A 25,836-nucleotide genomic window follows, 5' to 3' on the forward strand; every position below is an offset into this window, starting at 1 on the left:
CGCGTCGTGTTCAAGGCAATCATATGACCGCGTGTGAATGTCTCAACGCTCGAGTCGCTCTCAGGCATGTTCATTGTTGTTATCGGTGACGGACCAAAGCAGCGGGCGGACGCTGGGTTCACGCCGAGGCTCGCAACGCATCGGACGGCGCCGAATGGGGGGCACCCACCCAAATATTACAAACTGGAAACAATCATTCCAGATTAATACACCAGGCTACAATGCCGTCGCGACCAACGACCCCATCAGGAGCGATCCTCGTGATTACAAAGCATGATGTTGTAGCTGCTTACCAACTGCTTTTGCGTCGAGAACCCGAAGGTGAAGAGGCAATCAACCGTTGGCTGGAACGTTGCACCTACCCTGACGAACTCGTGAACGGGATTCTCGGTTCCCAGGAGTTCGCACTCGGCGTATTCAATCGCGCGATATCGCCGTCATCGACCATACCTTCTAACGAAGAAGTCGCTGCCAGGTTTGGCGTGTACCCAGAGCCGAACTTGGTTAGCTGGCTAAGGAATCTGCCTGTCATCGAGGGCATGGTCCTGCCTAGCAGTGCGTACGTCTCGGCCGCCCTCGCACAATTTCAGGTGCGTAATGGCTACCGTGGAAATATCGCGGAAATCGGTGTCTACCATGGCAAGTACGTCGCTGGCCTGGCGACGTCGGCTCTACCGGATGAGAAAGTCATCGCGGTCGACCTTTTTGAAGATCAGGATCAAAACGAAGACATTGCCGGATATGGCGAAGCCGGATTTGAAGCGCCTCTTCGCGCACTAACACAAGACGTGTTTGTAAAGACCATGTCGACCTATGCGCCGCGCCCTGAACTGTTGATATTCAAGCGTTCCTCACTCGATGTCACTGCGGACGAACTCATGCCGGACGGCCAGCGGGTGCGGTTCTTTTCGGTCGATGGGGGGCATACCCATGACGTTTTCCTGAATGACCTTCGCTTGGCTGAGTCGACCCTTGCGCCGTACGGTATCGTCGCGATAGATGACATCCTGAATCCCGACTGGCCTGGGATCGTCACCGGCGCGGTGCGCTACTTTGACGGCCAAACGAAGCTGCGCCCCGTAGCTTTCATCGAAAATAAACTACTTTGCGCATACGAATCGCACGCCGACATCTACCGTGCAGCGCTTCGCGCAATCGCACCTCGCTCCCTCAGGCGACGCAACGTCGAGTTCTCTAATTTCACAGCCGACCAATATGTCGATGGCTTCGATCTGCATGCGTTCCTGAAATCGCTGCCGCCCTTAACTCAATAGGCTGGGAGATCTTCGTGATTACCAAACAGGACGTGGAATCCGCATATTTACTCTTGCTCGGGCGCCCGGCTGAACCCGGCGCTGCGGAGCATTGGATGGAGAGCGTCTACAACACACTGGATCTCGTCAAGGGCCTTATGGGGTCGGACGAATTTCGGATAAATCGACTTCCGCGCCTGGTTGAAGCGGGGCTTTCGCTTGCGTCACTAGCTCCTCAACCAGCATCACCGACGCAATCGGATTGCGGCGCGCCAATGCTCGCTGCAATTCACCTTGGCCTTCGCGAAATCGACGTCGTCAAGATCAATAGACCAGAGGCGCTGCCTGGAACGGTCGTAATCAAGGTCGGGGCCGCAGGAATCTGCGGAACTGACTTGCACGCGTACCGAAAAGATGCGAGCAAGCACGACCGCCCGCATGGTCACGAATACGCCGGCATCATTGTCGAAGTGGGTGAAGGTGTACCCTCGGCGCGTATCGGACAACGCGTCACAGCGGACTCGTTCGTGAACGCCATGTGCGGAACATGCGAATACTGCGTCAGCGGGCAGCCATTTCACTGCATCAACAAGGCGCTTCCCTTTCGCTCCGGCGGTTTCGCAGAGTACGTGCGTGTAAAGGACTCGGCGACATTCAATCTGCCAGACTCGGTTGACGACTCCCTTGGCGCGCTGGTCGAACCACTTGCTGTTGGCATTCACGCCGTGCGTCGGGCAGGCGTCAAGCCCGGCACGACTGGTGTCGTGATCGGTGCCGGAGCAATCGGCCTAAGCGCAGCCGCTGCGGCAATCGACGCCGGTGCGTCGCATGTATTCGTCGTCGCAAAGCATGCCTTTCAGGGGGAGATAGCGAAGGCAATTGGCGCAGACGATGCTCTCCCCGCGGACCTCGGCGCGGCCATTAACCGAGTCTTGCAAGCGAACCCTTACGGCGCCGATTTTGTGATTGAGGCCGTTGGAGGAACGCAACCGACGATCGATCAAGCATGCAGGTTCGTTCGGCCCCTGGGGACAGTAGCGATCGCCGGTGGATTCGATCCTGGCTTCAAAGGCGTGGAGGTCTTCCCACCCCTAACGAAGGAGCTTACGTTTCAGTTTTCCAACTGCTACGGGTATCTGGACGGGAAACACGACTTCGAAATCGCCATCGACCTTCTCGCGCGTAAAGGCGAGCAGCTTCGCAAGCTGATCACGCATGAGTTCCCGATTGCTGACGCGGCTCGTGCCTTTGCTACTGCGGATGACAAGCGTTCTGGCGCATTGAAGGTTCAGATTCGACCGTAATGCCTCTAGCGATCGTCCGGTGAACCAGTAGGAAAATAGGGTTCTGCGGAGATGGTTTCAGGATTTCAAAATCGCTGAAACCCTTGGTGGGCCGGGTGGGGTTCGAACCCACGACGTCCTTTCGGAGGCGGATTATGAGTCCGCTGCCTGCAACCAACACGGCGTCCGGCCCACGAAGCTACGAAGCGTAGCGACAAACGAAACAACGATGACGTGTCAACAAAAAAGCCCGGTCTACCCAAAGGCCGGGCTTTTCGACGACAGGCCGACATACTACACGAAAGCGGGTCGACCTGGCCAACTTGCACACGACTTCTGTGCATTAAAACTAACCAGGCTCAATTTCCTTCAAGGAACGACTTGAGCTTGTCCGAACGGCTCGGATGGCGCAGCTTGCGCAACGCCTTCGCTTCGATCTGGCGAATCCGCTCGCGCGTTACGTCGAACTGCTTGCCCACTTCTTCGAGCGTGTGATCGGTGCTCATCTCGATACCAAAGCGCATGCGCAGCACCTTCGCTTCGCGCGGCGTGAGCGAGTCGAGCACGTCCTTCACCACGTCGCGCATCGAGGCATGCAGCGCGGCATCGGCCGGCGCCACCGTGTTGTTGTCCTCGATGAAGTCGCCCAGATGCGAATCGTCGTCGTCGCCGATCGGCGTTTCCATGGAGATCGGTTCCTTCGCGATCTTCATGATCTTGCGGATCTTGTCCTCCGGCATTTCCATCTTCTCGGCGAGCGTTGCCGGATCCGGTTCGAGACCGGTTTCCTGCAGGATCTGCCGCGAAATGCGGTTCATCTTGTTGATCGTCTCGATCATGTGAACCGGAATGCGGATCGTGCGTGCCTGGTCCGCGATCGAGCGCGTGATGGCCTGGCGGATCCACCACGTCGCGTAGGTCGAGAACTTGTAGCCGCGACGATATTCGAACTTGTCCACCGCCTTCATCAGCCCGATGTTGCCTTCCTGGATCAGGTCGAGGAATTGCAGGCCGCGGTTGGTGTACTTCTTCGCGATCGAGATCACGAGACGCAGGTTCGCCTCGGTCATCTCGCGCTTCGCCTGGCGCGCCTTCAGTTCGCCGGCCGCCATCTGGCGGTTGGTTTCCTTCAAGTCCTTGAGCGGCAGCACCACGCGCGCCTGCAGATCGAGCAGGCGCTGCTGCTGTTCGCGAATAGCCGGGATGTTGCGCGAGAGAATGCCGCTATAGGCATGGCTTTCGCCAACGATCTTCTCGGACCACTCGAGATCGGTTTCATTGCCCGGGAAACGCGCGATGAACTCCGAGCGCGGCATGCCGCACTTGTCCACGACCGTGTGAAGAATCTGGCGTTCGACCTGGCGCACTTCGTCCACCTGCGCGCGTAGCGTGTCGCACAGACGCTCGACGGTACGCGCCGTGAAGCGGATCGACATCAGCTCGTTCTGGATCGTTTCCTGCGCCTTGAGGTAGGACTTCGACTTGTAGCCTTCCTTCTCGAACGCCCGGCGCATCTTGTCGAACCATTCGCTGATGAGGGCGAACTTTTCGAGCGAGGCACGCTTGAGGGCTTCGAGCTGCGCCGCGTTGGCCGTCGCCTGCGCCGCGCCGTCGTCCTCTTCCTCCTCCTCTTCTTCTTCCTCTTCGGCTTCTTCCTCTTCGTCCTCGTTCTCGATCTCTTCCGCTTCCTTGGCGTTGAAGCCGTCGGTGTCTTCGGCGTTGGGATCGATCAGGCCGTCGACGAGTTCATCCACGCGAATCTCGTCGTTCGCCACGCGCTCGGCCATGGCGAGGATGTCGGCAATCGTGGTCGGGCAGGCGGAGATCGCCATGACCATGTGCTTGAGGCCATCTTCAATGCGCTTGGCGATTTCGATTTCGCCTTCGCGCGTGAGCAGCTCGACCGTGCCCATTTCGCGCATGTACATACGCACCGGGTCGGTCGTGCGGCCAAATTCGGAATCGACGGTGGACAGCGCGACTTCCGCTTCCTCTTCCACTTCGTCGTCCGAAGAGGCGTTCGGCGCGTTGTCGTTGAGCAGCAGCGTTTCGGCGTCGGGGGCCTGCTCGTAGACAGCCACGCCCATGTCGTTGAACGTGCTGATGATGCCTTCGATCGCCTCGGTTTCCGTGAAGTTGTCCGGGAGGTGATCGTTGATTTCCGCATAGGTGAGGAAGCCGCGCTCCTTGCCGAGCTTGATGAGCGCACGCAGTTTCGTGCGGCGCTCTTCGAGCTCCTCGACGGTGCCGGGCTGCGACGACGCGAACGCGTCTTTCAGCAGCGCCTTCTCCTTCGCTCGCCGGTCGCGCGCGCGGGTGGTCTTTTCGACCTTGCCCGCGGCGGGGGTGCTGTCTTCGCTCTGGTTTGCGTCGTCATCGACGGGTACTTCATTCAGCTTTTTCGTCATGGAGTTCGCCGTACCGGCTAGTGTCTCGACTCGCGGCTGCTGGACAACAGCCTCGTGAACCGTGGATGCTTGAGCCTCGCGCTCTGCCGCATCGTCCTCGACGGCAGGCACTTCCCTTGCACTTCTCGAACCGGACCGCTTCGTTGCCGGCTGCGTCACGGCTTTCGCCGCACGTGCAGGCGCTGCTCGCGCAGCCGAAACAGTCATCGACCTCTTCCGGGTAGCCGGTTCAGAACGGTTGGTGGACTCACTGCCCGACGACCGGGCGGAAGAACTGGCAACTGCGGCCTCTGTGACCTCGCTGGTCGGCTCCGTCGAGCCCTTGCCGGTTGCCTTTTTTCCGCCTGTAGTCTTTGCCATTGCCATTCCGCCCCTTGCTGGAAAACTGAACATTCATGGGTTACCCCAACCCATTATGTCCGCCCGGAAAAAACAAAAACAAACCGCTGAAAACCTGTTATTTTACCACGCAGGTCAATAATCCCCCTGTGCGGTCCTTCCCTTACAAACCGAGCTGACGTTTCATGTCAGCTCGCGTCTGATTCAGTGACATCAATTCGGCAAGTTCCTCAGGCGTATGGCGCGATTGCCGCGAAAGCGCGTCCAGCCGCTCGCAACAGGCGTCGTACCGCATCTTCAGGATTGCCGCCGTCAATTCTTCGCTCACGAGCCGCTCCTGCTCGCGGCGCTCCTCTATCGCTGCGCCATCTTCCGGATTTTTCATCAGCAAATCCCGAACGTTTTCATCATAGTCCAGAATTTCGCGAAAAATCTCCTCGAAGGTTGGAGCATTGGCCCCATTTCTCAGCAGGTCCGAAAGCAGCTGAAACTCCGCCGCGTCGCCCAGTGCCCGCGCGTGAGTGGTCACTTCCTCGAACAGCTCGCCGTGGCGCGTCAGTCCAATCAGCGCCTTTTCGGCCTCTTCGTCGAGCTGCGAGGCGATGCGCGGGTGCATCACGAGGTTGCGCAGCGCCTTGCGCTCGATACCGGTCACAAGGTGCCGGTCCTTGCGTGCAGGCGCCTGGCGCGCCGCCTGGGCGATGCGCGCGTCGACTTCGCACAAGGCGGCCACTTCCTCGAACGGCACGTCCAGGCGGTCCGCGAACATGTGCATGATCTGCGCCCGCAGGGCATTCGCCGGCAGCGCCTGCAACAGCGGTTTCGCGTCGAACAGCGCCCGGGCGCGCCCTTCCGGCTGGTCCAGCTCCTTGTCCGCCAGCACCTCGTTGAGCATGAACTGGGACAGCGGCATGGCCCGCTCGACCTGCTCAGCGAAGGCCTCGGCGCCGAATTCGCGCACGTAGCTGTCCGGGTCGTGCTCCTGGGGCAGGAAGAGGAAGCGGATCGTGCGGTTGTCGGCCGCGTGCGGCAGGCACGCATCGAGCGCGCGCCGCGCGGCGCGGCGGCCCGCCGAGTCGCCGTCGAAGCTGAAGATCACCGTGTCGGTCTGACGCATGAGCTTCTGCACGTGGATCGGCGTGCACGCGGTGCCGAGCGTCGCCACCGCGTTCTGGAAACCCAGCTGCGCGAGCGCGACGACGTCCATATACCCCTCCACCACCAGAACATAGCGCTGTTCCCGGATCGCGAGGCGCGCCTCGAATAACCCGTACAGTTCGCTGCCCTTGTTAAATAGCGGCGTTTCCGGGGAATTCAAATACTTGGGCTCGCCGCCGTCCAGCACGCGGCCGCCAAATCCGATGACCTGACCCTTCACGTTGCGGATCGGGAACATCACGCGGTCGCGGAAGCGGTCGTACCGGCGCGACTGGCCTTGCGCGTCCTGCTTCTCGCTGACGATGACGAGGCCCGCCTCCACCAGCGCGTCGTCGCGATACTGGGTAAACGCGGTTTCGAGGTTCTGCCATCCATCCGGCGCGTAGCCGAGGCCGAAACGCGCGGCGATTTCGCCCGTGAGGCCGCGTTTCTTGAGGTACTGAATGGCGTTGGTCGCGCTGCGCAGCTGCTTGCGGTAGTAGTCGCAAGCGGTCTGCATGACGTCGGAAAGCGCGGTGGTCACGGCCTTCGAGACAGCCGGCGCATAGCCACCGGCCGCGCCGGCTCCGCCGCCCCCGCCGCGCAGGGGCGAAGGCTCTTGCGGCACGCTCAGGCCGACCGACTGGGCGAGTTGTTCGACGGCTTCAGGGAACGTCAGCCCCGCGTGCTCCATGAGGAAGCCGATGGCGGTGCCGTGCGCCCCACAGCCGAAGCAGTGATAGAACTGCTTGGTTGGACTAACCGTGAACGAGGGGCTCTTCTCGTTGTGGAACGGACACAAGCCCATGAAGTTCGCGCCGCCCTTCTTGAGCTGCACGTAGCGACCCACCACGTCGACGATATCGACGCGGTTCAGCAGGTCTTGCAGGAACGAATGCGGAATCATCGAAGCGTACGCGCTTGGGCAACCAGGGCTCGCGCGGCCCGAATACGTGACATAGCCGTGACGTACGGGCCTCGCGGCGTCGCCCCTGGGCCGGGCCGGCGCCGCGTGCGAACCGGTTGCGCTTACTTCGTGAGCGCGGCTTTGACGAGCCCGGAAACGGCCGTCATGTCGGCGCGCCCGGCGAGCTTCGGCTTGAGCACGCCCATCACCTTGCCCATGTCCTGCGGGCCGGCTGCGCCCACCTGGGCGACGGCGGCCTGCACTTCGGCGGCGATCTCGGCATCCGAGAGCTGCGCGGGCATGTAGGCGGCCAGGACGGTCAGCTCGGCAGCTTCCTTATCGACGAGATCGGTGCGGCCCGCGGCCTCGAACTGGCTGATCGAGTCCTTGCGCTGCTTGATCATCTTGTCGATGACGGCCGTGATGCCGGCGTCGTCGAGCGTCACGCGGTCGTCGACTTCACGTTGCTTGATGGCGGCGAGCAGCAGACGAATCGTGGCGAGGCGCTCGCTTTCGCGCGCGCGCATCGCGGTTTTCATGTCGTCGTTGATCTGGTCTTTGAGACTCATCACTCACCTGAAATACGTTGGGGTTGCTGGAATGCAAAAACCCGCCTGGAAACGCTTCCAGGCGGGTTGGCGCAAATTCGACATGGTTGCGACCACACCAGAGGACAGCGGCGGCCGCGTTGCGCTAGATAACCCAAAGCCGCGGACCGGCTGTCCACGTCGCCGCGAAAGTGACCCGAAGTTCACGCGCCACGGCGACGCCGGAATCAGTACAGCTTCTTCGGCAACATCTGGCTGCGCAGACGCTTGAAGTGGCGCTTCACCGCCGCCGCCTTCTTGCGCTTGCGTTCAGCCGTAGGCTTCTCGTAGAACTCGCGCGCGCGAAGTTCGGTCAACAGACCGTTCTTCTCGATCGTGCGCTTGAAGCGGCGCATGGCGACTTCAAAGGGTTCGTTTTCTTTTACGCGGATGGTCGTCATTTTCCAATAACGGATCGGGGGTAAAGAGGATTGAGTATAGCAGTTCCGGATTTGCGCATCGCGTGCCTGCTTGGGGGGAAACCCCAATTCCGGGCGACGGGGCAAAAGCGCCCGGAGCCTTCCCTGGCGGGGCTGCGGGGCATCAGGCAACGCCCGGCCCGACGAGCAGCAGCGGCACATGTGTGATCTCGATGGCGCGCTGCGCCACGCTGCCGAGCAGCCAGCGCGCGACGCCCCGCCGCCCCTGTGTGCCCAGCGCGACGAGATCGGCTTGCCAGTCCTGCGCGTCGCGCAAAACCGTGTGGGCGATGTCGTCGCGCAGGCGAGCGGTGGCCACGAGCGCCGTTTCATAGACGCTCCCCGACGCGTCGAGTTGCTCGTGTGCGCCGGCAAGCGCCTTGCGGCCAAGTTCGGCGAGCGCATCTTCGAGCACCGAACCCGGCACCGGGTCGCCGGCGATACTGCTGCGGTCCACGACATAAACCGCGCGCAACGCCGTTTGCGGGCCGGCCAGCCGCACTGCCGCGCCGATCGCTTGCGCCGAGGCCGGACTGCCGTCCGTTGCCAGGAGGATGCGGGCGAGCGGCGCGTTAGCGCGCGTTTCGTCGTACTCCACGGGCACGACCAGCAGCGGACAGGGCGCGCAAACCGCGAGCGCGCCCGAAACCGAGCCGTCGACCCAGCGCTTCATGCGCCCCTGATGCCGCGTGCCGACGATCAGCATGTCGGCCTGCCAGTCACGCGCCGCATCGGCGAGCGCCGGCATGACCGCGCCTGTCTCGGCAGGGAGACCGATCACCTGTCCTTCGACCAGGGCCACTTGCCCGTTGAACGCCGTCATCGCCTGCTCGAGCGTGCGCTCGGCTGCGTGGAGAGACTCGCCGCGCGCGACGCTGAGCGCGTCGGTCATCCACGCGTCGCCCGCGGTGTAAGCGCCGCCCGCATTCCACGCGCGTGGCTGTTCGGCTGCGCACACGATACGCACCTGGGCGTCGCGCGGCACCACGCGCGACGCAAAGCGCAGTGCCTGTGTCGACGCCGCCGAATCGTCCACCGCGATCATGATTCGCCGCAGCGGTCCACCCAGCGACCCGCGGAGTGTCCCAATGTTCTGCTGTTCTTCTCGATTCACGTTTCGTACCTTTTCCTCGTGGTCAGGCATTCAAGCGTGAACCTCGGGCGCCCAGCCAACCATGACAGCGGTCAACCGTGAGAGAGATTCGGCAGTCCGTATCGATCAGAAAGTCAGGCTGCGCTCAGCGAATATTGCGCGGCAGCCTCCCCGGCCGCGACGCCCGAGGCCCACGCCCACTGGAAGTTGTAGCCGCCGAGCCAGCCCGTTACGTCCACGGCTTCACCCACGAAGTAGAGGCCCGGCACGCGCTGGCTCATCAGCGTCGCCGAGGAAAGCTCGCGCGTGTCCACGCCGCCGCGCGTGACTTCGGCCTTCTTGTAGCCTTCTGTTCCCGTGGGCGTGAGCGTCCACTGGGCGAGCCCTTCGCCGATCTTGCGCAGCGTTTTGTCGGGCAGATCGGCAATACGCGCGTCGGCCTTCACCTGATGCGCCTCCAGCCACACATGCGCGAGCCGCGCCGGCACCCATTCGGCGAGCAGATTGCCGATCTGGCGTTTCGTCGCGCCCTTGGCCTCGATCAGCGCCGCCGCCGGATCCTGTTCGGGCAGCAGATTCACGCGGATCGGCTGGCCCGGCTGCCAGAAGCTCGAAATCTGCAGGACGCCGGGACCGGAAAGGCCGCGGTGCGTGAAAAGCAGGTCTTCGTCGAAGGCGCCGCCAGTCTTGCGCTCGCCCGTTGCCACATGCACGTCGAGCGAGACGCCCGCGAGCGGCACGTAGGGCGCCCACTCGTCCTGCGCGAACGTGAGCGGCACGAGCGCCGGGCGCGTGTCGATGAGCTTGTGGCCGAACTGCCTGGCAACGCGATACGCGAAGTCGGTCGCGCCGATCTTCGGGATCGACAGGCCGCCCGTCGCGATCACGAGCGCTTTCGCGTGAATCTCGCCCTGCGGCGTGCCGAGCGTGAAGCCCGCTCCGCCGGTCTGGCTCACCGCCTCCACCGGCAGCGGCCGGCGCCACGCCACGCGGCCGGCGTCGCATTCGGCGCGCAGGACCTCGATGATCGCCTCGCTCGACTGGTCGCAGAAAAGCTGGCCCTTGTGTTTTTCGTGCCAGGTCACGCGATGCTGGCGCAGCAGCGCGAGGAAGTCACGCGGCGTGTAGCGCGCGAGCGCCGAACGGCAGAAATGCGGGTTGTTCGAGAGATAGTTGACCGGACTCGCGTGCAGGTTCGTGAAGTTGCAGCGCCCGCCGCCCGAAATGCGGATTTTTTCCGCGAGGCGCGGCGCGTGGTCGATCAGAGCCACGCGAGCGCCCTGCTGGCCCGCCACCGCCGCGCACATCATGCCGGCCGCCCCTGCGCCGATCACGGCGATGTCGAAAGATTCCATGGCGCGCATTCTACCTGCGCGGCAGCGGGGCTTGTCCGCGCCGGGCTCCGCTTGCCGCCCTCAGCCGGCTTTCACGCGCGCTGCTATACTTTTATGTTCTCTTAATTCTTGATTTAGCGACGGTTTTTAGCGGTTCATCCCGCGTGAAACCATCGCCGCGCCCCACATCATGCTTGTTCTCGGCATCGAAAGCTCCTGCGACGAAACCGGCCTCGCGCTCTACGACAGCGAGCGCGGCCTGCTCGCGCACGCGCTGCACTCGCAGATCGCCATGCACCGCGAGTACGGCGGCGTCGTGCCGGAACTCGCCTCGCGCGACCATATCCGCCGTGCGCTGCCGTTGCTCGAGGAAGTGCTCGCGAAGAGTGGCGCGGCGAAAAGCGACATCGACGCGATCGCCTTCACGCAGGGCCCCGGCCTCGCGGGCGCGCTGCTCGTGGGCGCGAGCATCGCCAATGCGCTCGCCATGGCCTGGAATCGCCCGACCGTGGGCATTCACCATCTCGAAGGGCACTTGCTGTCGCCGCTGCTGGTCGACGCGCCGCCGCCATTTCCGTTCGTCGCGCTGCTGGTGTCGGGCGGCCATACGCAACTGATGCGCGTAACCGACGTGGGCGTCTACGAAACCCTCGGCGAGACGCTCGACGACGCCGCGGGCGAAGCCTTCGACAAAACGGCCAAGCTGCTTGGTCTCGGCTATCCGGGCGGTCCGGAAGTCTCGCGCCTCGCGGAGTTCGGCACGCCCGGCGCGATCGAACTGCCACGCCCGATGCTGCATTCGGGCGATCTCGACTTCAGCTTCAGCGGACTCAAGACGGCCGTGCTCACGCAAGTGAAGAAGCTCGGCACGAACATCTGCGAACAGGGCAAGGCCGACATCGCGCGCGGTTTCGTCGATGCCGCCGTCGAGGTACTGGCCGCGAAGTCGCTCGCCGCGCTCAAGCGCACGAAGATGAAGCGCCTCGTGGTGGCGGGCGGCGTGGGCGCGAACAAGCAGTTGCGCGAGACGCTTTCGGCGGCGGCGCAAAAGCGTGGCTTCGAGGTGCATTACCCCGATTTGTCGCTGTGCACCGACAACGGCGCGATGATCGCGCTCGCCGGCGCGCTGCGCCTGCAGCGCTGGCCCGAGCAAGCCACGCGCGACTATGCGTTCACGGTGAAGCCGCGCTGGGATCTGACGTCGCTCGCGCAGCAGTAATGCGCTTGCCGCCGCAGAAGTAAAAAAGCCGCCCAAGGGCGGCTTTTTTGTTGACGGCGCAACCAGGCGGCGAGTTTTACGCCACGCGCTTGTCATGCTCGATCACGGCGTAGGCGCTGTGATTGTGGATCGACTCGAAGTTCTCGGCTTCGAGCGTATAGGCGCTCACGCGCGAGTCGGCGTTCAGGCGCACGGCCACGTCGCGCACGAGGTCCTCGACGAACTTGGGGTTTTCATACGCGCGCTCGGTCACGAACTTTTCGTCCGGGCGCTTGAGCAGGCCCCACAGTTCGCACGACGCCTCTTCTTCTGCAATGCGAATGAGGTCCTCAACCGGCAGATCGCCTTCGAACTCGACGTTCATCGTCACGTGCGAGCGCTGGTTGTGCGCGCCATATTGCGAGATCTTCTTCGAGCACGGGCACAGGCTCGTCACGGGCACGAGCACCTTGAGGAAGAGGCGCGTTTGACCGTTGCGCACGTCGCCCGTGAGCGTCACTTCGTAGTCCAGCAGACTTTCCACGCCCGACACCGGCGCGACCTTCTTCACGAAGTACGGGAACGTCACTTCAATACGGCCTGCCTGCGATTCGAGCTTCGTGAGCATCGAAGCCAGCATCGCGCGGAACGTGGCGGGCTCGAGCGGCGCCTTGTTCTCTTCGAGCAGCGCGACGAAGCGCGACATGTGCGTGCCCTTCTGATCTGCCGGCAGATGAACGTCGAGGTTCCACATGCCGACGCTCGGCTGAACGTCGCCCGCGCCCGTCTTCACCGTGAGCGGATGGCGCACGGCCTTCACGCCCACGCGCTGGATCACGATCTGACGGGTATCGACGGAGCTTTGGACGTCCGGCATCACGAAAGCCGGGTTCATCTGATTCATGTTCTTATCCTCAAGCCGCGCCGAGTGCGGCGCGCAAATGGCAAACGCCGGCAAGAGCCGGCGTTTGCTGGCGGAAAGCCGGGTACGAAACCCGCCCGCCAGTTCAAATGTGAATGGTCTGGCGCGAGGCGCCAATTAACCTATAGCAGCCTCAGTCGACCTTACGCGACGCGCATCACCGACTTGCCGGACACATTCGCCGCCTTGTCGAGATAGCGTTCGCGAATGGACTTCGCGATCCCTGCTGCGTCGAGCCCACAGCCCGCCAGCAGCTTGGCCGGGTCGCCGTGGTCGATGAAGCGGTCGGGGAGGCCCAATTGTAGTACGGGCTTGATAACCCCACTTTCAAGGAGGGCTTCCACGCAGGCCGAACCGGCGCCGCCCATGATGCAGCCTTCCTCGACGGTCACGAGGTAGTCGTGCGTCTCGGCCAGCTGCTTCACGAGATCCGCGTCGAGCGGCTTCACGAAGCGCATGTTCGCCACGGTAGCGTCCAGCTCTTCGGCTGCGGCGAGGGACGGCGCAACCATCGTGCCGAACGCGAGAATCGCGATGCGGCTGCCTGCCGGCGCCCTGCTCTCGCGGCGGACTTCGCCCTTGCCCACCGGCAGCGCGGCCATCTGCTTGACGGTCGCGACACCCGTGCCCGCGCCGCGCGGATAGCGCACGGCCGTCGGGCAGTCCTGCTGGAGCGCCGTGTAGAGCATCTGACGGCATTCGTTTTCGTCGGACGCCGCCATGATCATCATGTTCGGGATGCAGCGCATGAACGCCAGATCGTAGGCACCCGCGTGCGTCGCGCCATCGGCGCCGACGAGGCCCGCGCGGTCGATCGCGAACACGACCGGCAGGTTCTGCAGCGCCACGTCATGGATCAGCTGGTCATACGCACGCTGCAGGAAGGTCGAGTAGATCGCGACCACGGGCTTCAGGCCCTCGGCCGCGATACCGCCTGCGAACGTCACCGCGTGCTGCTCGGCGATGCCCACGTCGTAGTAACGGTCCGGGAAGCGCTTTTCGAACTCCACCATGCCCGAGCCTTCGCGCATGGCCGGCGTGATGCCGATCACACGCTGGTCGAGCTCGGCCGCGTCACACAGCCATTCGCCGAACACCTGCGTGTAGGTCTTCTTCGCGGGCGTTGCGGACGGCTTGATGCCTTCGGCCGGGTTGAACTTGCCGGGACCGTGGTACAGGACCGGGTCGGCTTCGGCGAGCTTGTAGCCCTGGCCTTTCTTCGTCACGACGTGCAGGAATTGCGGGCCGCGCAGTTCCTTGATGTTCTGCAGCGTCGGGATCAGCGAATCCAGATCGTGGCCGTCGATCGGCCCGATGTAGTTGAAGCCGAATTCCTCGAACAGCGTGGCCGGCACGATCATGCCCTTCGCGTGCTCTTCGAGCTTGCGCGCGAGGTCGAGCACCGGCGGCGCATGGCGCAGCACGCGCTCCACGCCTGCGCGTGCGGCAGCGTAGAAGCGGCCCGACATGAGGCGCGCGAGATGGCGATTGAGCGCGCCAACCGGCGGCGAAATCGACATGTCGTTGTCGTTGAGGATCACGAGCAGCGGCACGTCGTCTTCGACACCGCCGTTGTTCAGCGCCTCGAACGCCATGCCGGCCGTCATCGCGCCGTCGCCGATCACGGCGATGCCCATGGCGTTGTCGCCCTTGAGCTTGCTCGCGACGGCCATGCCGAGCGCCGCCGAGATCGACGTGCTCGAGTGCGCGGTGCCGAAGGTGTCGTACGGCGACTCGTCGCGTTTCGGGAAGCCCGAAATGCCGCCGAGCTGGCGCAGCGTCGACATCTGGTCGCGGCGGCCCGTCAGGATCTTGTGCGGATAGGTCTGATGGCCCACGTCCCAGACGATGCGGTCGCGCGGCGTGTCGAACACGTAGTGCAGCGCGATCGTCAGTTCGACCGTACCGAGGTTGGACGACAGGTGGCCGCCCGTTTGCGAGACGCTCTCGAGAACGAAGGCACGCAGTTCGTCGGCAAGCGGTTGCAACTGGCGGCGATCAAGGCGGCGCAAATCCGCCGGGTCGTCAATGGTTTTCAGCAAGTCGTACATCGTCGTTCCATTGTAGGAAAACTGGCGCTCCCGCACTTGTTCTGCGCATTACATCCCATTTCATGCGCGTGGGCGGGTTGGCGCGATCAGCTCACCCGGTTCACCACCAGGTCAGCGAGTTCGGCGAGGCGCTGAGCGCGCGCGCCGAACGGTTCGAGCGCCGCGTGCGCGTCGGCGCGCAACTGCTGCGCGAGTGCACGCGAGGCATCAAGACCGATAATCGACACGTAGGTCGGCTTACCGTCCTTCGCGTCCTTGCCCGCGGTTTTCCCCAGTGTCGCCGAGTCGGCGGTCACATCGAGAATGTCGTCCACCACCTGGAATGCGAGGCCCACAGCCGCTGCGTACTTGTCGAGCGCGGCAAGGCTCTGCGCCGAAGGCGTTTCGCCCGCCAGCGCGCCCATGCGGACCGAAGCGCGCAAGAGCGCGCCGGTCTTCAGGCGGTGCATCGTTTCGAGCTGCTCGCGGGTAAGCGAATGGCCCACGCTTGCGAGGTCGATGGCCTGGCCGCCGGCCATGCCGATCGAGCCGCTCGCCAGCGCGAGCTCGCGCACGAGCGAGGCTTGGCGCTCGGCGCTGAGCACGTCGGACGTCAGCGTGATGAAGGCTTGCGATTGCAGCGCATCGCCCACGAGGAGCGCCGTCGGTTCGTCATATTTGACGTGTACGGTGGGTTTGCCGCGACGCATGTCGTCGTCGTCCATGCACGGCATGTCGTCGTGCACGAGCGAGTAGACGTGAATCATTTCGAGCGCGCAGGCCGCCGCGTCGAGCGCTTCGGGCGTGGCGTTCGTGAGTTCGCCCGCTGCGTGGCACAAGAGCGGACGCACCCGCTTGCCGCCGCCCATCACGGCATAACGCATGGCGTCATGCAGCGGCGCCGGCAGCACGTCGGCAGCCGGCAAATAGTGATCGAGCGCGCTTTCGACCCGGTCGAGTACCTGCCGGGTCCATTGGTCAAATGTCATAGATCGTCGTCTCCGCCCGCTGCGGAGTCTGTCGTATTGAGGGGCACGGGCCGCAACGTCTCGCCGTCGAGCACGCGCACCTGTTGTTCAACCTTTTCGAGCTGCTGCTGGCAAAAGCGCACGAGCGCCGCGCCGCGGCGGTATGCCGCAAGCGATTCTTCCAGGCTCAGGCTGCCGCCTTCCATGCGTGCAACGAGTCCGTCGAGCTCCGCAAGCGCTGCCTCGTAGCTCTCGGGCAGGGCTTCGCCCTCGGCCAGCCCGGCTGCGCTTTCGCCCGCGCCAGCGCGGTCTTTCGTTGCGGATTTCGCCATGAGTCGTCGCCAGAATGAAACAAGGCGGACATTCTACGGCAAAAGGTCCCTTTCGACCCGCTCGCCGGCTTGTGTACCCTCTCGACCACACCCTCGGGGCCAGTACAGATCCGTTCCGGCAGGCCCGATTACCCGTGCATTTGTCTCATATTTCCTGATTTCCTGCCGTCTTTCCGGTGTAATTTTGGCAAAAATCAGTCACTTAGCTACCCCTTGACGAGGTAACCGGGTATAATCGCCGGCTCCCTAAATCGAATATTCGATGGTTGGGTTGTTCACTGCTTTCACGTCTTCATCGGGAGTGGGAATGTCCAATCTGAGCAATGCATTGCAGCTGAAGTCTATCCACAGCCAGCTGCCAGTCACCGCTTATTTTGACGAAGCGCTACTCAAGCGCGAAATCGACACGCTTTTCCAGAAGGGTCCTCGCTACGTCGGGCACGAACTCATGGTGCCCGAGGCGGGAAACTATTTTGCGCTGCCTGGCGAGAAAGAAGGCCGCGTGCTCGTTCGCAACCAGAGCCACGAGATCGAACTGCTCTCGAACGTGTGCCGGCACCGCCAGGCCATCATGCTAAACGGTCGCGGCACGGCAGACAACATTGTATGTCCGCTGCATCGCTGGACCTATGACCTCAAGGGCGAACTGCTCGGCGCGCCGCACTTCGCGGACAAGCCGTGCCTGAACCTGAACAGCTCGCCGCTGCAGAAGTGGAATGGGCTGCTCTTCGAATCCGCGGGCCGCGACGTCGCGCGCGATCTCGCACGCCTTGGGCCGGCGAAACACCTCGACTTTACGGACTACATGTTCGATCACGTCGAGGTCCACGAGTGCAACTACAACTGGAAGACCTTCATCGAGGTCTATCTGGAAGACTATCACGTCGTGCCGTTCCACCCGGGTCTGGGCAACTTCGTGTCGTGCGACGACCTCCAGTGGGAATTCGGCGAGTGGTATAGCGTGCAGACGGTCGGCGTGCACAATCACCTCGGCAAGCCGGGCAGCCCGACGTACCGCAAGTGGCACGACGAGGTCCTGCGCTTCCGCAATGGCGTGCCGCCCGAGTTCGGCGCGATCTGGATGGTGTACTACCCGAATCTCATGATCGAGTGGTATCCGCACGTGCTGGTCGTTTCGTGGCTCATCCCGCAGGGCACGCAGAAAACGACGAACATCGTCGAGTTCTACTACCCCGAGGAAATCACGCTGTTCGAGCGCGAGTTCGTCGAGGCCGAGCGCGCCGCCTATATGGAAACGGCGGTTGAAGACGACGAAATTGCCGAGCGCATGGACGCCGGCCGCCGTGCGCTCTTCGAGCGCGGCGTTTCGGAAGTCGGCCCGTACCAGAGCCCGATGGAAGACGGCATGCAGCACTTCCACGAGTTCCTGCGGCGCGAGCTGGGACCGATCTGAGGCCCGGCAGGCGCAAGCCGGCGACGACTCGAACGCATCACGGAAAGACGGGCTTAGGCCCGTCTTTTTGTTTAGACTGACGGCATCGGGCCGTTGTATAGCTGGAGATGGCGGCCTTGCACGATTCAAGGAGCCGTCATGCCCCACACGCACTACACCACGCTGATCTCGGCCGCCAATCTGCACGAACGCCTGACCGCCGCGCCGGGCAGCGTGCTGGTTTTCGACTGCCGCTTCGATCTCGCCGACCCCGCCGCCGGTGAGAACGCCTATGCGCTCGGCCATCTGCCCGGCGCGCAATACCTGCATCTGGACCGCGACCTCTCGGGCCCGAAGACCGGCAGGAACGGCCGTCATCCGCTGCCCGACCGCTCGGCGCTCGTCGCCACGCTCTCGCTGCGCGGACTCAACGAAGGCCAGCAGGTCGTCGCGTACGACGCGCAAGGCGGCGCCTACGCCGCGCGCCTGTGGTGGCTCTTGCGCTGGCTCGGCCACGATTCGGTGGCCGTGCTCGACGGCGGCCTCAAGGCGTGGGAGGCAGCGTGCTTCCCGCTCCTGCGCGATGTGCCCGCACCCGCGCGCGGCACCTTTAAGGCCGCTGCTCCGCTCCAGGTGACGGTGGACGCTCAGGCCATCGTCCGCAATCTCGCCACGCATGAACTCACGGTCCTCGACGCGCGCGCCGCCGACCGCTATCGCGGCGAGAACGAAACGATCGACCCGGTGGGCGGCCATATACCAGGCGCCCGCAATCGGTTCTATCAGGACAACCTCACGCCGGACGGCCGCTTCAAGTCGGCGCATACGCTGCGCGAGGATTTCACCGCCGTGCTGCCGGACATCACGCCCGAACACGTGGTCCTGCAATGCGGCTCGGGCGTGACCGCGTGCCATAACGCACTCGCGATGGAGATTGCCGGCCTGCACGGCGCGGCGCTCTACCCGGGATCGTGGAGCGAATGGAGCGCCGACCCGTCGCGGCCGGTCGCCACGGGCCCCAATCCCTAAGCCGGGACGACGGAACAAGGCACGGCGTCAGCTCTCGCCGTGCTCCTTGAACCAGGCAATCGCGCGCTTCCAGCCGTCTTCCGCATCGGCCTTGCGATAGCTCGGGCGGTAGTCCGCAAAGAACGCGTGGCCCGCGTCGTTGTACACGACGATCTGCGAGCCGCGGCCGCCCTGCGGAGCTTGCGCGATGGCGGCCTTCATCTGCTCGAGCGTGTCCTGCGGGATGCTCTGGTCCTGCAAGCCGTACATGGCAAGCACCGGCACCTGCAAGGTGTTCGCGAGATCGAGCGGATTGCTCGGCGCATTCGCGGTGTGCGGGCCCGCCACGCGCCCATACCACACCACCGCCGCCTTGATGTGCGGGTTGTGCTCCGCATAGAGCCACGAATAACGGCCGCCCCAGCAAAAACCGTTCACGCCCACGCGCTTCGTGTCGCCGCCATGTTCGCCCGCCCAGGCAATCGCGGCGTCGATGTCGCCCATCACCTGGGCGTCGGGCACCTTGCTCGCGATGTTCTCGTTGATCTGCTGAATCGTCGGATACACCGAGGCATCGCCCTGGCGCACGAAGAAGTCCGGCGCGATGGCCAGATAGCCGAGCTTCGCAAAGCGGCGGCACACATCGGCGATATGTTCGTGCACACCGAAGATCTCGTGAATCACGATGATGACCGGCAGATGCGTCTTGCCGCGCGGCTGCGCGCGATACGCCGGGATGAGCGTCCCATTCGACTCGAAGCCGATCTCGCCGGCTTCGAGACCTTCGCTGTCGGTGTGAATGGTTTGCGCGGAGACGGGCAGTACGGCAGCGGCGAATCCACTGCCGAGCGCCGCCTTGATGAAGGTACGCCGGTTGAACGGGACGTGCGGGACGAGGCTATCGACTTCGGGTTTCAGCATGCAACGCTCCTCAGCGGTCAAACAGCGGAAACGATCGGAATAGCGCCGCGTCCCAGGGACGCGAGCGCCGCTCAGTGCAGCTTTACACGCGGCAGCGTCGTGCGGCGCAGCCAGTGCGCGAAGGTATCGAGCACCATGCGCGCGTAGCCGTGCAGCGCCGCGATGTGCAGCCGGTACAGCGACATGTACATGAAACGGGCAAACAATCCTTCGATCAACATATTCCCGCCGATCAGCCCGCCCATGAGATTGCCGACCGCGCTGAAGTGGCCGAGCGACACCAGCGAGCCGAAGTCGCGATAGGTGAATTCCTCCAGCGGCTTGCCGGCGAGCAGATTGCCGAGCGACTTGAACAGGAACGTGGCTTGCTGGTGCGCGGCCTGCGCGCGCGGCGGCACACCGCGTTCGTGGCCCGGCCATTCGCAGGCCGCGCAGTCGCCGAGCGCAAAGATGTTGTCGTCGAGTTCCGTTTGCAGCGTACGGCGCACGATCAGCTGGCCGAGCTTGTTGACGGTGAGGCCGTCGAGCCGCGAGAGCACAGCCGGCGCGGTAATGCCCGCGGCCCAAACCGTGAGGTCCGCACGCAGGTTCTTGCCGCTCGCGGTGCGCACGACGCCTGGCGCGACCTCGGTCACGCGCTCGCCAGTCAGCAGCTTCACACCGAGCTTGTTCAGCAGTTCCGCCGTGGCCGAAGACACGCGCTCGGGCAGCGCGGGCAGGATGCGCGTGCCCGCCTCGATCAGCACAATGCCCACGTCGTGCCGCGGATCGAGCTTGTGCAGCCCGTAGGCCGACAGCACCTGCGCGGTGTTGCGCAACTCGGCGGAAAGCTCGACGCCCGTCGCGCCTGCGCCGATGATCGCCACTTGCACGCGCGGCTCGGCCCCCCCCTCCATGGCTGGCGAGAGATCGTCCGCCGTGACCTCCGCCGCGACTTTTTCGGGCGCCAGATGTTCGGCGCGCATGCAGGCGGCGATCAGACGCTTGCGAAAGCGCTCGGCTTGCTCGACGGTGTCGAGCGCGATGGAGTTCTCCGCCGCGCCCGGCACGCCAAAAAAGTGCGTCGTGCTGCCGATTGCAAGCACCAGCGTGTCGTACTCGAGCACGCGCTCGGGCAGCATTTCCGCGCCGTCTTCGTCGAGCACGCGCCCGAGCGTAATGCGTTTCGCCGCGCGGTCGAGCCCGGTCAGCTCGCCTTGCTGGAACTCGAAGCCATGCCAGCGCGCCTGCGCCGGATATTCGAGCTGATGCGTGAACGGATCCATGCTGCCCGCCGCGACTTCGTGCAGGAGCGGTTTCCAGATATGCGTTGGATTGCGGTCGACCAGCGTGACCGATGCCGCTTGCGGCTTGCCCCGCTTCGCGCGCGCTTCGCCGTAACGATCGCCGAGCCGTGTTGCCAGTTCCAGCCCGCCTGCGCCTCCTCCCACAACGATAAAGCGATGCATAGACTCTCCGTGCATGTCGAAAGGCGATAGAAAGGCCGATGCATCGGCAACATCACAGCGAGGCACCGGCCTTCGATCAAATCATTGTCGGCTGACGGAGCGCGCGGCGGCAACCCTTGCGGCGCGCATTCGCGACATCACGCACGCGAGGCTTGCCTTATCGCGCGCGCGCAGTTACGTCTTTGTTGCGGTAAAGCGCATTCAGTATGTACTTAGTAGAGCTTCACTAAGCGCTTGAACGCGCCTTCGGGACATCTTCAGTGCGCCTCTTCCCAGTTCTCGCCCACGCCCACTTCGGCCACGAGCGGCACCTTGAGCTGCGCCACCGAGCACATCAGTTCGGGCAAGCGCTTGCGCACCTCGGCGAGTTCGTCGCCCGGCACTTCGAGCACGAGTTCATCGTGCACCTGCATGATCATCTTCGTGCCGATCTTGCGTTCGTCGAGCCACTTCTGCACCGCGACCATGGAAAGCTTGATGAGGTCCGCGGCCGTGCCCTGCATGGGCGCGTTGATGGCGGCGCGCTCGGCGGCCTGGCGGCGCGGCCCGTTGCCGCCGTTGATCTCGGGCAGCCACAGACGGCGGCCAAATACGGTCTCCACATAGCCGCGCGATTTCGCGTCCATGCGCGTTTCGTCCATGTAGCGCGCAACACCCGGATAGCGCGCGAAATAGCGGTCGATATAAAGCTTCGCCGCGTCGCGCGTGATGCCGAGATTCGATGCAAGCCCGAACGCGCTCATGCCGTAAATCAGGCCGAAATTGATGACCTTCGCGATGCGCCGCTGGTCCGAACTCACTTCGAGCGGCGTGACGCCGAACACCTCGGCCGCCGTGGCGCGGTGAATGTCGTCGCCGCGTGCGAACGCCGCGAGCAAGGACTCGTCGCCCGAGATATGCGCCATGATGCGCAGTTCGATCTGTGAATAGTCGGCGGAAACGATCTTGTGACCCGGCGGCGCGATGAACGCTTCGCGAATGCGGCGCCCTTCGCCCGTGCGCACGGGAATGTTCTGCAGATTCGGATCGTTCGACGCAAGACGCCCCGTGACCGCCACGGCCTGCGCGTAGTTCGTGTGCACGCGGCCCGTTTGCGCATTGACCATGCGCGGCAGCTTGTCCGTGTACGTGGACTTGAGCTTGGCAAGACCGCGATGCTCGAGCAGGATCTTGGGCAGCGGGTAGTCTTCGGCGAGCTTTTGCAGCACTTCTTCGTCGGTGGAAGGCGCGCCGCTCGGCGTCTTCTTCACAACCGGCAATTGCAGCTTCTCGAAGAAGATCTGGCCGATCTGCTTGGGCGACCCCAGATTGAATTCGCCGCCCGCGAGCGCATACGCTTCCTGTTCGAGCGTAATGAGCCGCACAGCGATTTCCGCGCTCTGCTTGTCGAGCCGTTCGGTGTCGATGAGCACGCCGTTGCGCTCCATCTTGCGCAACACGCGCGACGTCGGCAATTCGATGTTGCGATAGACGTAATCGAGGCCCTTCTCCGGTGCGATCTGCGGATAGAGCGCGCGGTGCAGTTGCAGCGTGACGTCGGCGTCTTCGGCAGCGTATTCTGCGGCCTTTTCGAGCGAGACTTCATCGAAGCCGATCTGCTGCGCACCCTTGCCCGCCACCTCTTCGTACTTGATCGTCTTGATGCCGAGATGGCGCAACGCAAGGCTGTCCATGTCGTGACTGCGATGCGATTCGAGCACATACGATTCGAGCAGCGTGTCATGCTCCACGCCATTCAATTCGATACCGTAGTTCGCGAGCACCTGCTCGTCGTACTTCATGTGCTGGCCGACTTTCTTGTGCTTCTCGCTTTCGAGCCACGGCTTCAGGCGCGCGAGCACTTCGTCCTGCGGCAATTGATCGGGCGCGTCAGGGCCACGATGCGCGAGCGGCAAATACGCGGCCACGCCCGGCTCCGTCGAGAACGACATGCCAACGAGCTTCGCGACCATCGGGTCGAGCGCCGTGGTCTCGGTGTCGAACGCGGCGAGTTCCGCGGCCTCGATTTTCTTGAGCCACGTATCGAACTGCGGCCACGTCTGGATCGTTTCGTAGTGGCGCGGTGCATCGACGAAAAGCGCGGGCTGCACGATCGCGTCTTTCTCGGGCGCGTCGCCTTTGGTCGCAGCAGGCACCGTTTCGCTCTGCTGGCTTGCTTCGGTCACTTCACGCAGCCAGGTCTTGAAACCGTGGCGCGCGAAAATATCGCGCAGTTCTTCGCGCGCTTCGGGGCGCGTGGCGAGCGACGCTTCTATCGACTCGAGATGCGGCGCGAGATCGCAAGCCGTTTCCACCGTCACGAGCTTGCGCGCCATCGGCAGAAAGTCGAGCGCGTCGCGCAGATAGCCGCCCACGGCACCCTTGATTTCGTCCGCATGCGCGATCACGCCATCGAGCGAATCGTATTGCGTGAGCCACTTCACGGCGGTTTTCGGACCGCACTTGTTCACGCCCGGCACGTTGTCGACGGTGTCGCCAATGAGCGAGAGATAATCGATGATGCGCTCGGGCGGCACGCCGAACTTCGCGATCACGCCTTCGCGATCGAGCGTTTCGTTCGTCATCGTGTTGATGAGCGTGACGTGGTCCGTGACGAGCTGCGCGAGGTCCTTGTCGCCCGTGGAAACGACGACCTTCATGCCGAACCTTTCCGCCTGATGCGCGAGCGTGCCGATCACGTCGTCGGCCTCGACGCCTTCGATCATCAGCAACGGCCAGCCGAGCGCGCGCACGGCCGTGTGAATGGGCTCGATTTGCGCTGCCAGCGGCTCGGGCATGGAAGGCCGGTTGGCCTTGTACTCGGGGTACCAGTCGTCGCGGAACGTCTTACCCTTGGCATCGAACACGCACGCGCTATACTCTGCCGTAACGTCCTTGCGCATGCGACGCAGCATGTTGATGATGCCGTAGAGCGCGCCCGTCGGTTCGCCGTCAGGACCGCGCAAGTCCGGCATCGCATGGAAGGCCCGATAGAGATAGCTAGAACCGTCGACCAGCAGCAAGGTCTTACCTTCCAGCTCATTTTGTAGCTTCGTTTCCACGCGTAGTTCTTCAGGCATTATGGACAAGAGAAAAGTGATTCCGAGTCTGCGTTCACTCGCAGATCAAGAGCGCGCGACGGCCAAGAAGGCGCGCGCATCGTGGCAGATGTTCACGATTATGGCAGAGTTTATCGAGGCGACCGAGTACCTGTCCGAGATCCGGCCAGCGGTCAGCATCTACGGCTCCGCCCGCCTGAAACCGGAGTCGGAGTACTACCAGCTCGCCAGCACGATCGCGCGAAAAGTCTCGGACGCGGGCTTCGCCGTGATCTCCGGCGGTGGCCCCGGCATCATGGAAGCGGCGAACCAGGGCGCCCATGCGGGCAAGTCGCCTTCGGTGGGCCTGAACATCGAGTTGCCGCACGAGCAGTCGGGCAACCAATGGCAGGACATTTCGCTGCGCTTCCGCCACTTCTTCACGCGCAAGGTCACTTTCGTGAAGAACTCGGACGCCGTGATCGTCATGCCTGGCGGTTTCGGCACGCTCGACGAACTGGCCGAAGTGCTCACGCTCATCCAGACGAAAAAATCGCGTCACGTGCCCATCATTCTGGTCGGCAGCACGTTCTGGAAGGGCCTGCTCGAGTGGTTCCGCTCGGCGCTCGTGCCGATGGGCCTCATCAATCCCGAAGACATGGACTTGATGCAGGTGATCGACGACCCGGACCAGGTGCTCGAAGCCGTTCTCAAGTTCTACGAAGATGCCGATACCGCAGAAGATACCGGCAAGGAACACCCGGCGCGCCGCGACCGCGACCGCGACTCCGACGAAGACCGGATGTTCTATCTCTGATGCATCGCTTCAAGCGCGGCGTGCGGATGGCTTGCGGTTAATCTTTTCGTAGGCCTGCGCACCGCTCGCGCTTGAGCGCATCACACCCTTCATGCTTTCTCCGCGCTTGCGGGCACGCCGGACGCACCGCGCTGCGCCCGCGCGCTCGCCTGCTCCTCCAGCCAGCGGCAAAACTGCGAAACGAGCGGCGCTTGCGCCACCTCGCGGCGCGCCACCCACCAGTAACCGCGCGCGTCGAGGTGCGGCCCCTCGAGCGGAGTGACCAGCCGCCCCGACGCAAGTTCGTCGTCGAGCAGCGGCAGCGGGCCGAGCGCCACGCCAAGACCATCCACGGCAGCCTGCAAGGCCAGATAGAAGTGGTCGAACGACTGCTTCTTGCGGCATTTGGCTTTCACGCCCGCAGCCGCAAGCCAGGTACGCCACGCATCGGGCCGCGTGTCCGAATGCAGCAGCACATGGCGCGCAAGATCGCTTGCCTGATGAATGGGCGCGCGTTTGAGCAGCGCCGGGCTGCACACCGGCAGTTCCATCTCGTCGAGAAAATGGCCGGCCTCGCAGTCGGGCCAGTGGGCCGGTCCGCGCCGCACGGCCACGTCGAAGCCTTCAAGCGTCTCGACCGGCGCGTTCGAGGTGGACAGTCGCAACTCGACGTTCGGCGCGAGACGCTGAAACTGCGAGAGCCGGGGCAGCAGCCATTTCATTGCGAAGGTCGGCAGCGCGTTCACGCGCAGCACGTGCACCACGCCCGTGTCGCGCAGCTGGTTGGTTGCGCGCGCGATGTCGTCGAATGCCGATTGCACGGCGGCCAGGTAGCGCCGCCCGTCCTCGGTCAGCGCGACCCGCTTGCCGTGCCGGTGAAACACCTGCACGCCGACCCATGCCTCGAGCGCGGCCACCTGCCGGCTGATGGCACCGTGAGTCACATTGAGCTCGCCCGCCGCCGCGGAGAAGCTGTTGTGCCGCGCTGCGGCTTCGAACGCGCGCAGCGCGGGAAAGGGAGGAAGGGAGCGTGCCATGCTTGT

At 63.7% G+C, this 25,836-nt stretch carries 21 protein-coding genes and 1 tRNA gene; 7 read left to right on the forward strand and 15 right to left on the reverse strand.

Going from position 1 to position 25,836, the window contains the following annotated elements; genetic code table 11:
* The first annotated feature begins 260 nt into the window (after window positions 1-260).
* Together FAZ97_RS21905 and FAZ97_RS21910 are read left to right on the forward strand one after the other, a co-directional pair.
* On the forward strand, window positions 261-1,274 hold the full coding sequence (locus FAZ97_RS21905) for a class I SAM-dependent methyltransferase (protein ID WP_158760502.1): 1,014 nt from the start codon (window positions 261-263) through the stop codon (window positions 1,272-1,274).
* A gap of 14 nt (window positions 1,275-1,288) precedes the next feature.
* Window positions 1,289-2,557, forward strand: a complete 1,269-nt coding sequence (locus FAZ97_RS21910; RefSeq protein WP_233271732.1) for a zinc-dependent alcohol dehydrogenase — start codon at window positions 1,289-1,291, stop codon at window positions 2,555-2,557.
* An 84-nt stretch (window positions 2,558-2,641) separates the two neighbouring features.
* Here FAZ97_RS21910 and FAZ97_RS21915 read toward each other — a convergent pair.
* Window positions 2,642-2,729: transfer RNA gene (locus FAZ97_RS21915), tRNA-Ile, on the reverse strand.
* 166 nt (window positions 2,730-2,895) lie between these two features.
* On the reverse strand, window positions 2,896-5,304 hold the full coding sequence (gene rpoD / locus FAZ97_RS21920) for an RNA polymerase sigma factor RpoD (RefSeq protein ID WP_158760503.1): 2,409 nt from the start codon (window positions 5,302-5,304) through the stop codon (window positions 2,896-2,898).
* Between rpoD and FAZ97_RS35255 the strand changes: the two genes are divergently transcribed.
* Window positions 5,186-5,425, forward strand: coding sequence for a hypothetical protein (locus FAZ97_RS35255; protein WP_199272171.1), 240 nt, complete (start codon window positions 5,186-5,188; stop codon window positions 5,423-5,425). The genes rpoD and FAZ97_RS35255 overlap by 119 nt on opposite strands.
* 21 nt (window positions 5,426-5,446) lie before the next feature.
* On the opposite strand, the gene dnaG is transcribed toward FAZ97_RS35255, so the two are convergent.
* From dnaG to FAZ97_RS21945, 5 genes are all read right to left on the reverse strand, one after another.
* Complete coding sequence (dnaG, locus tag FAZ97_RS21925; RefSeq protein WP_158760504.1) at window positions 5,447-7,327, reverse strand: DNA primase; 1,881 nt, start codon at window positions 7,325-7,327, stop codon at window positions 5,447-5,449.
* Window positions 7,328-7,449: 122 nt separating this feature from the next.
* Window positions 7,450-7,896, reverse strand: coding sequence for a GatB/YqeY domain-containing protein (locus tag FAZ97_RS21930; RefSeq protein WP_158760505.1), 447 nt, complete (start codon window positions 7,894-7,896; stop codon window positions 7,450-7,452).
* Between the two features lie 206 nt (window positions 7,897-8,102).
* A complete protein-coding gene (gene rpsU, locus FAZ97_RS21935; protein ID WP_013434742.1) occupies window positions 8,103-8,315 on the reverse strand; it encodes a 30S ribosomal protein S21 in 213 nt (70 codons plus the stop codon).
* 142 nt (window positions 8,316-8,457) lie between these two features.
* Complete coding sequence (locus tag FAZ97_RS21940; protein ID WP_158760506.1) at window positions 8,458-9,447, reverse strand: universal stress protein; 990 nt, start codon at window positions 9,445-9,447, stop codon at window positions 8,458-8,460.
* Between the two features lie 113 nt (window positions 9,448-9,560).
* Window positions 9,561-10,781: a BaiN/RdsA family NAD(P)/FAD-dependent oxidoreductase gene (locus FAZ97_RS21945; protein WP_158760507.1), complete on the reverse strand. Its 1,221-nt coding sequence runs from the start codon at window positions 10,779-10,781 to the stop codon at window positions 9,561-9,563.
* A gap of 169 nt (window positions 10,782-10,950) precedes the next feature.
* Between FAZ97_RS21945 and tsaD the strand changes: the two genes are divergently transcribed.
* On the forward strand, window positions 10,951-11,979 hold the full coding sequence (tsaD, locus tag FAZ97_RS21950; RefSeq protein WP_158760508.1) for a tRNA (adenosine(37)-N6)-threonylcarbamoyltransferase complex transferase subunit TsaD: 1,029 nt from the start codon (window positions 10,951-10,953) through the stop codon (window positions 11,977-11,979).
* Between the two features lie 76 nt (window positions 11,980-12,055).
* On the opposite strand, the gene folE2 is transcribed toward tsaD, so the two are convergent.
* From folE2 to FAZ97_RS21970, 4 genes are all read right to left on the reverse strand, one after another.
* Complete coding sequence (folE2, locus tag FAZ97_RS21955; protein WP_158760509.1) at window positions 12,056-12,862, reverse strand: GTP cyclohydrolase FolE2; 807 nt, start codon at window positions 12,860-12,862, stop codon at window positions 12,056-12,058.
* Between the two features lie 161 nt (window positions 12,863-13,023).
* Entirely contained in the window at window positions 13,024-14,931 is a 1,908-nt protein-coding gene (gene dxs / locus FAZ97_RS21960; RefSeq protein WP_158760510.1) for a 1-deoxy-D-xylulose-5-phosphate synthase, read from the reverse strand.
* A gap of 86 nt (window positions 14,932-15,017) precedes the next feature.
* Window positions 15,018-15,899, reverse strand: a complete 882-nt coding sequence (locus FAZ97_RS21965) for a polyprenyl synthetase family protein (protein WP_158760511.1) — start codon at window positions 15,897-15,899, stop codon at window positions 15,018-15,020.
* Entirely contained in the window at window positions 15,896-16,210 is a 315-nt protein-coding gene (locus FAZ97_RS21970) for an exodeoxyribonuclease VII small subunit (RefSeq protein WP_028202970.1), read from the reverse strand. The genes FAZ97_RS21965 and FAZ97_RS21970 overlap by 4 nt, the downstream gene beginning before the upstream one ends.
* A 307-nt stretch (window positions 16,211-16,517) precedes the next feature.
* On the opposite strand from FAZ97_RS21970, the gene FAZ97_RS21975 reads away from it, so the two are divergent.
* Window positions 16,518-17,624 (forward strand): aromatic ring-hydroxylating oxygenase subunit alpha, encoded by a 1,107-nt coding sequence (locus tag FAZ97_RS21975; RefSeq protein ID WP_158760512.1) that lies wholly within the window; start codon window positions 16,518-16,520, stop codon window positions 17,622-17,624.
* 138 nt (window positions 17,625-17,762) lie between these two features.
* Window positions 17,763-18,632, forward strand: a complete 870-nt coding sequence (locus FAZ97_RS21980; RefSeq protein ID WP_158760513.1) for a sulfurtransferase — start codon at window positions 17,763-17,765, stop codon at window positions 18,630-18,632.
* 27 nt (window positions 18,633-18,659) lie between these two features.
* On the opposite strand, the gene FAZ97_RS21985 is transcribed toward FAZ97_RS21980, so the two are convergent.
* From FAZ97_RS21985 to polA, 3 genes are all read right to left on the reverse strand, one after another.
* Window positions 18,660-19,532, reverse strand: a complete 873-nt coding sequence (locus tag FAZ97_RS21985; protein WP_158760514.1) for a dienelactone hydrolase family protein — start codon at window positions 19,530-19,532, stop codon at window positions 18,660-18,662.
* 71 nt (window positions 19,533-19,603) lie between these two features.
* On the reverse strand, window positions 19,604-20,980 hold the full coding sequence (locus FAZ97_RS21990; RefSeq protein WP_158760515.1) for an NAD(P)/FAD-dependent oxidoreductase: 1,377 nt from the start codon (window positions 20,978-20,980) through the stop codon (window positions 19,604-19,606).
* A 257-nt stretch (window positions 20,981-21,237) separates the two neighbouring features.
* Window positions 21,238-24,039, reverse strand: coding sequence for a DNA polymerase I (gene polA, locus FAZ97_RS21995; protein WP_158761035.1), 2,802 nt, complete (start codon window positions 24,037-24,039; stop codon window positions 21,238-21,240).
* A 1-nt stretch (window position 24,040) separates the two neighbouring features.
* Between polA and FAZ97_RS22000 the strand changes: the two genes are divergently transcribed.
* Entirely contained in the window at window positions 24,041-24,814 is a 774-nt protein-coding gene (locus FAZ97_RS22000; RefSeq protein WP_158760516.1) for an LOG family protein, read from the forward strand.
* A gap of 89 nt (window positions 24,815-24,903) precedes the next feature.
* On the opposite strand, the gene FAZ97_RS22005 is transcribed toward FAZ97_RS22000, so the two are convergent.
* Window positions 24,904-25,830 (reverse strand): transcriptional regulator GcvA, encoded by a 927-nt coding sequence (locus tag FAZ97_RS22005; RefSeq protein WP_158760517.1) that lies wholly within the window; start codon window positions 25,828-25,830, stop codon window positions 24,904-24,906.
* Window positions 25,831-25,836 lie beyond the last annotated feature (6 nt).

The sequence above is a fragment of the Paraburkholderia acidiphila genome (genome assembly GCF_009789655.1).
Lineage (GTDB): Bacteria > Pseudomonadota > Gammaproteobacteria > Burkholderiales > Burkholderiaceae > Paraburkholderia > Paraburkholderia acidiphila.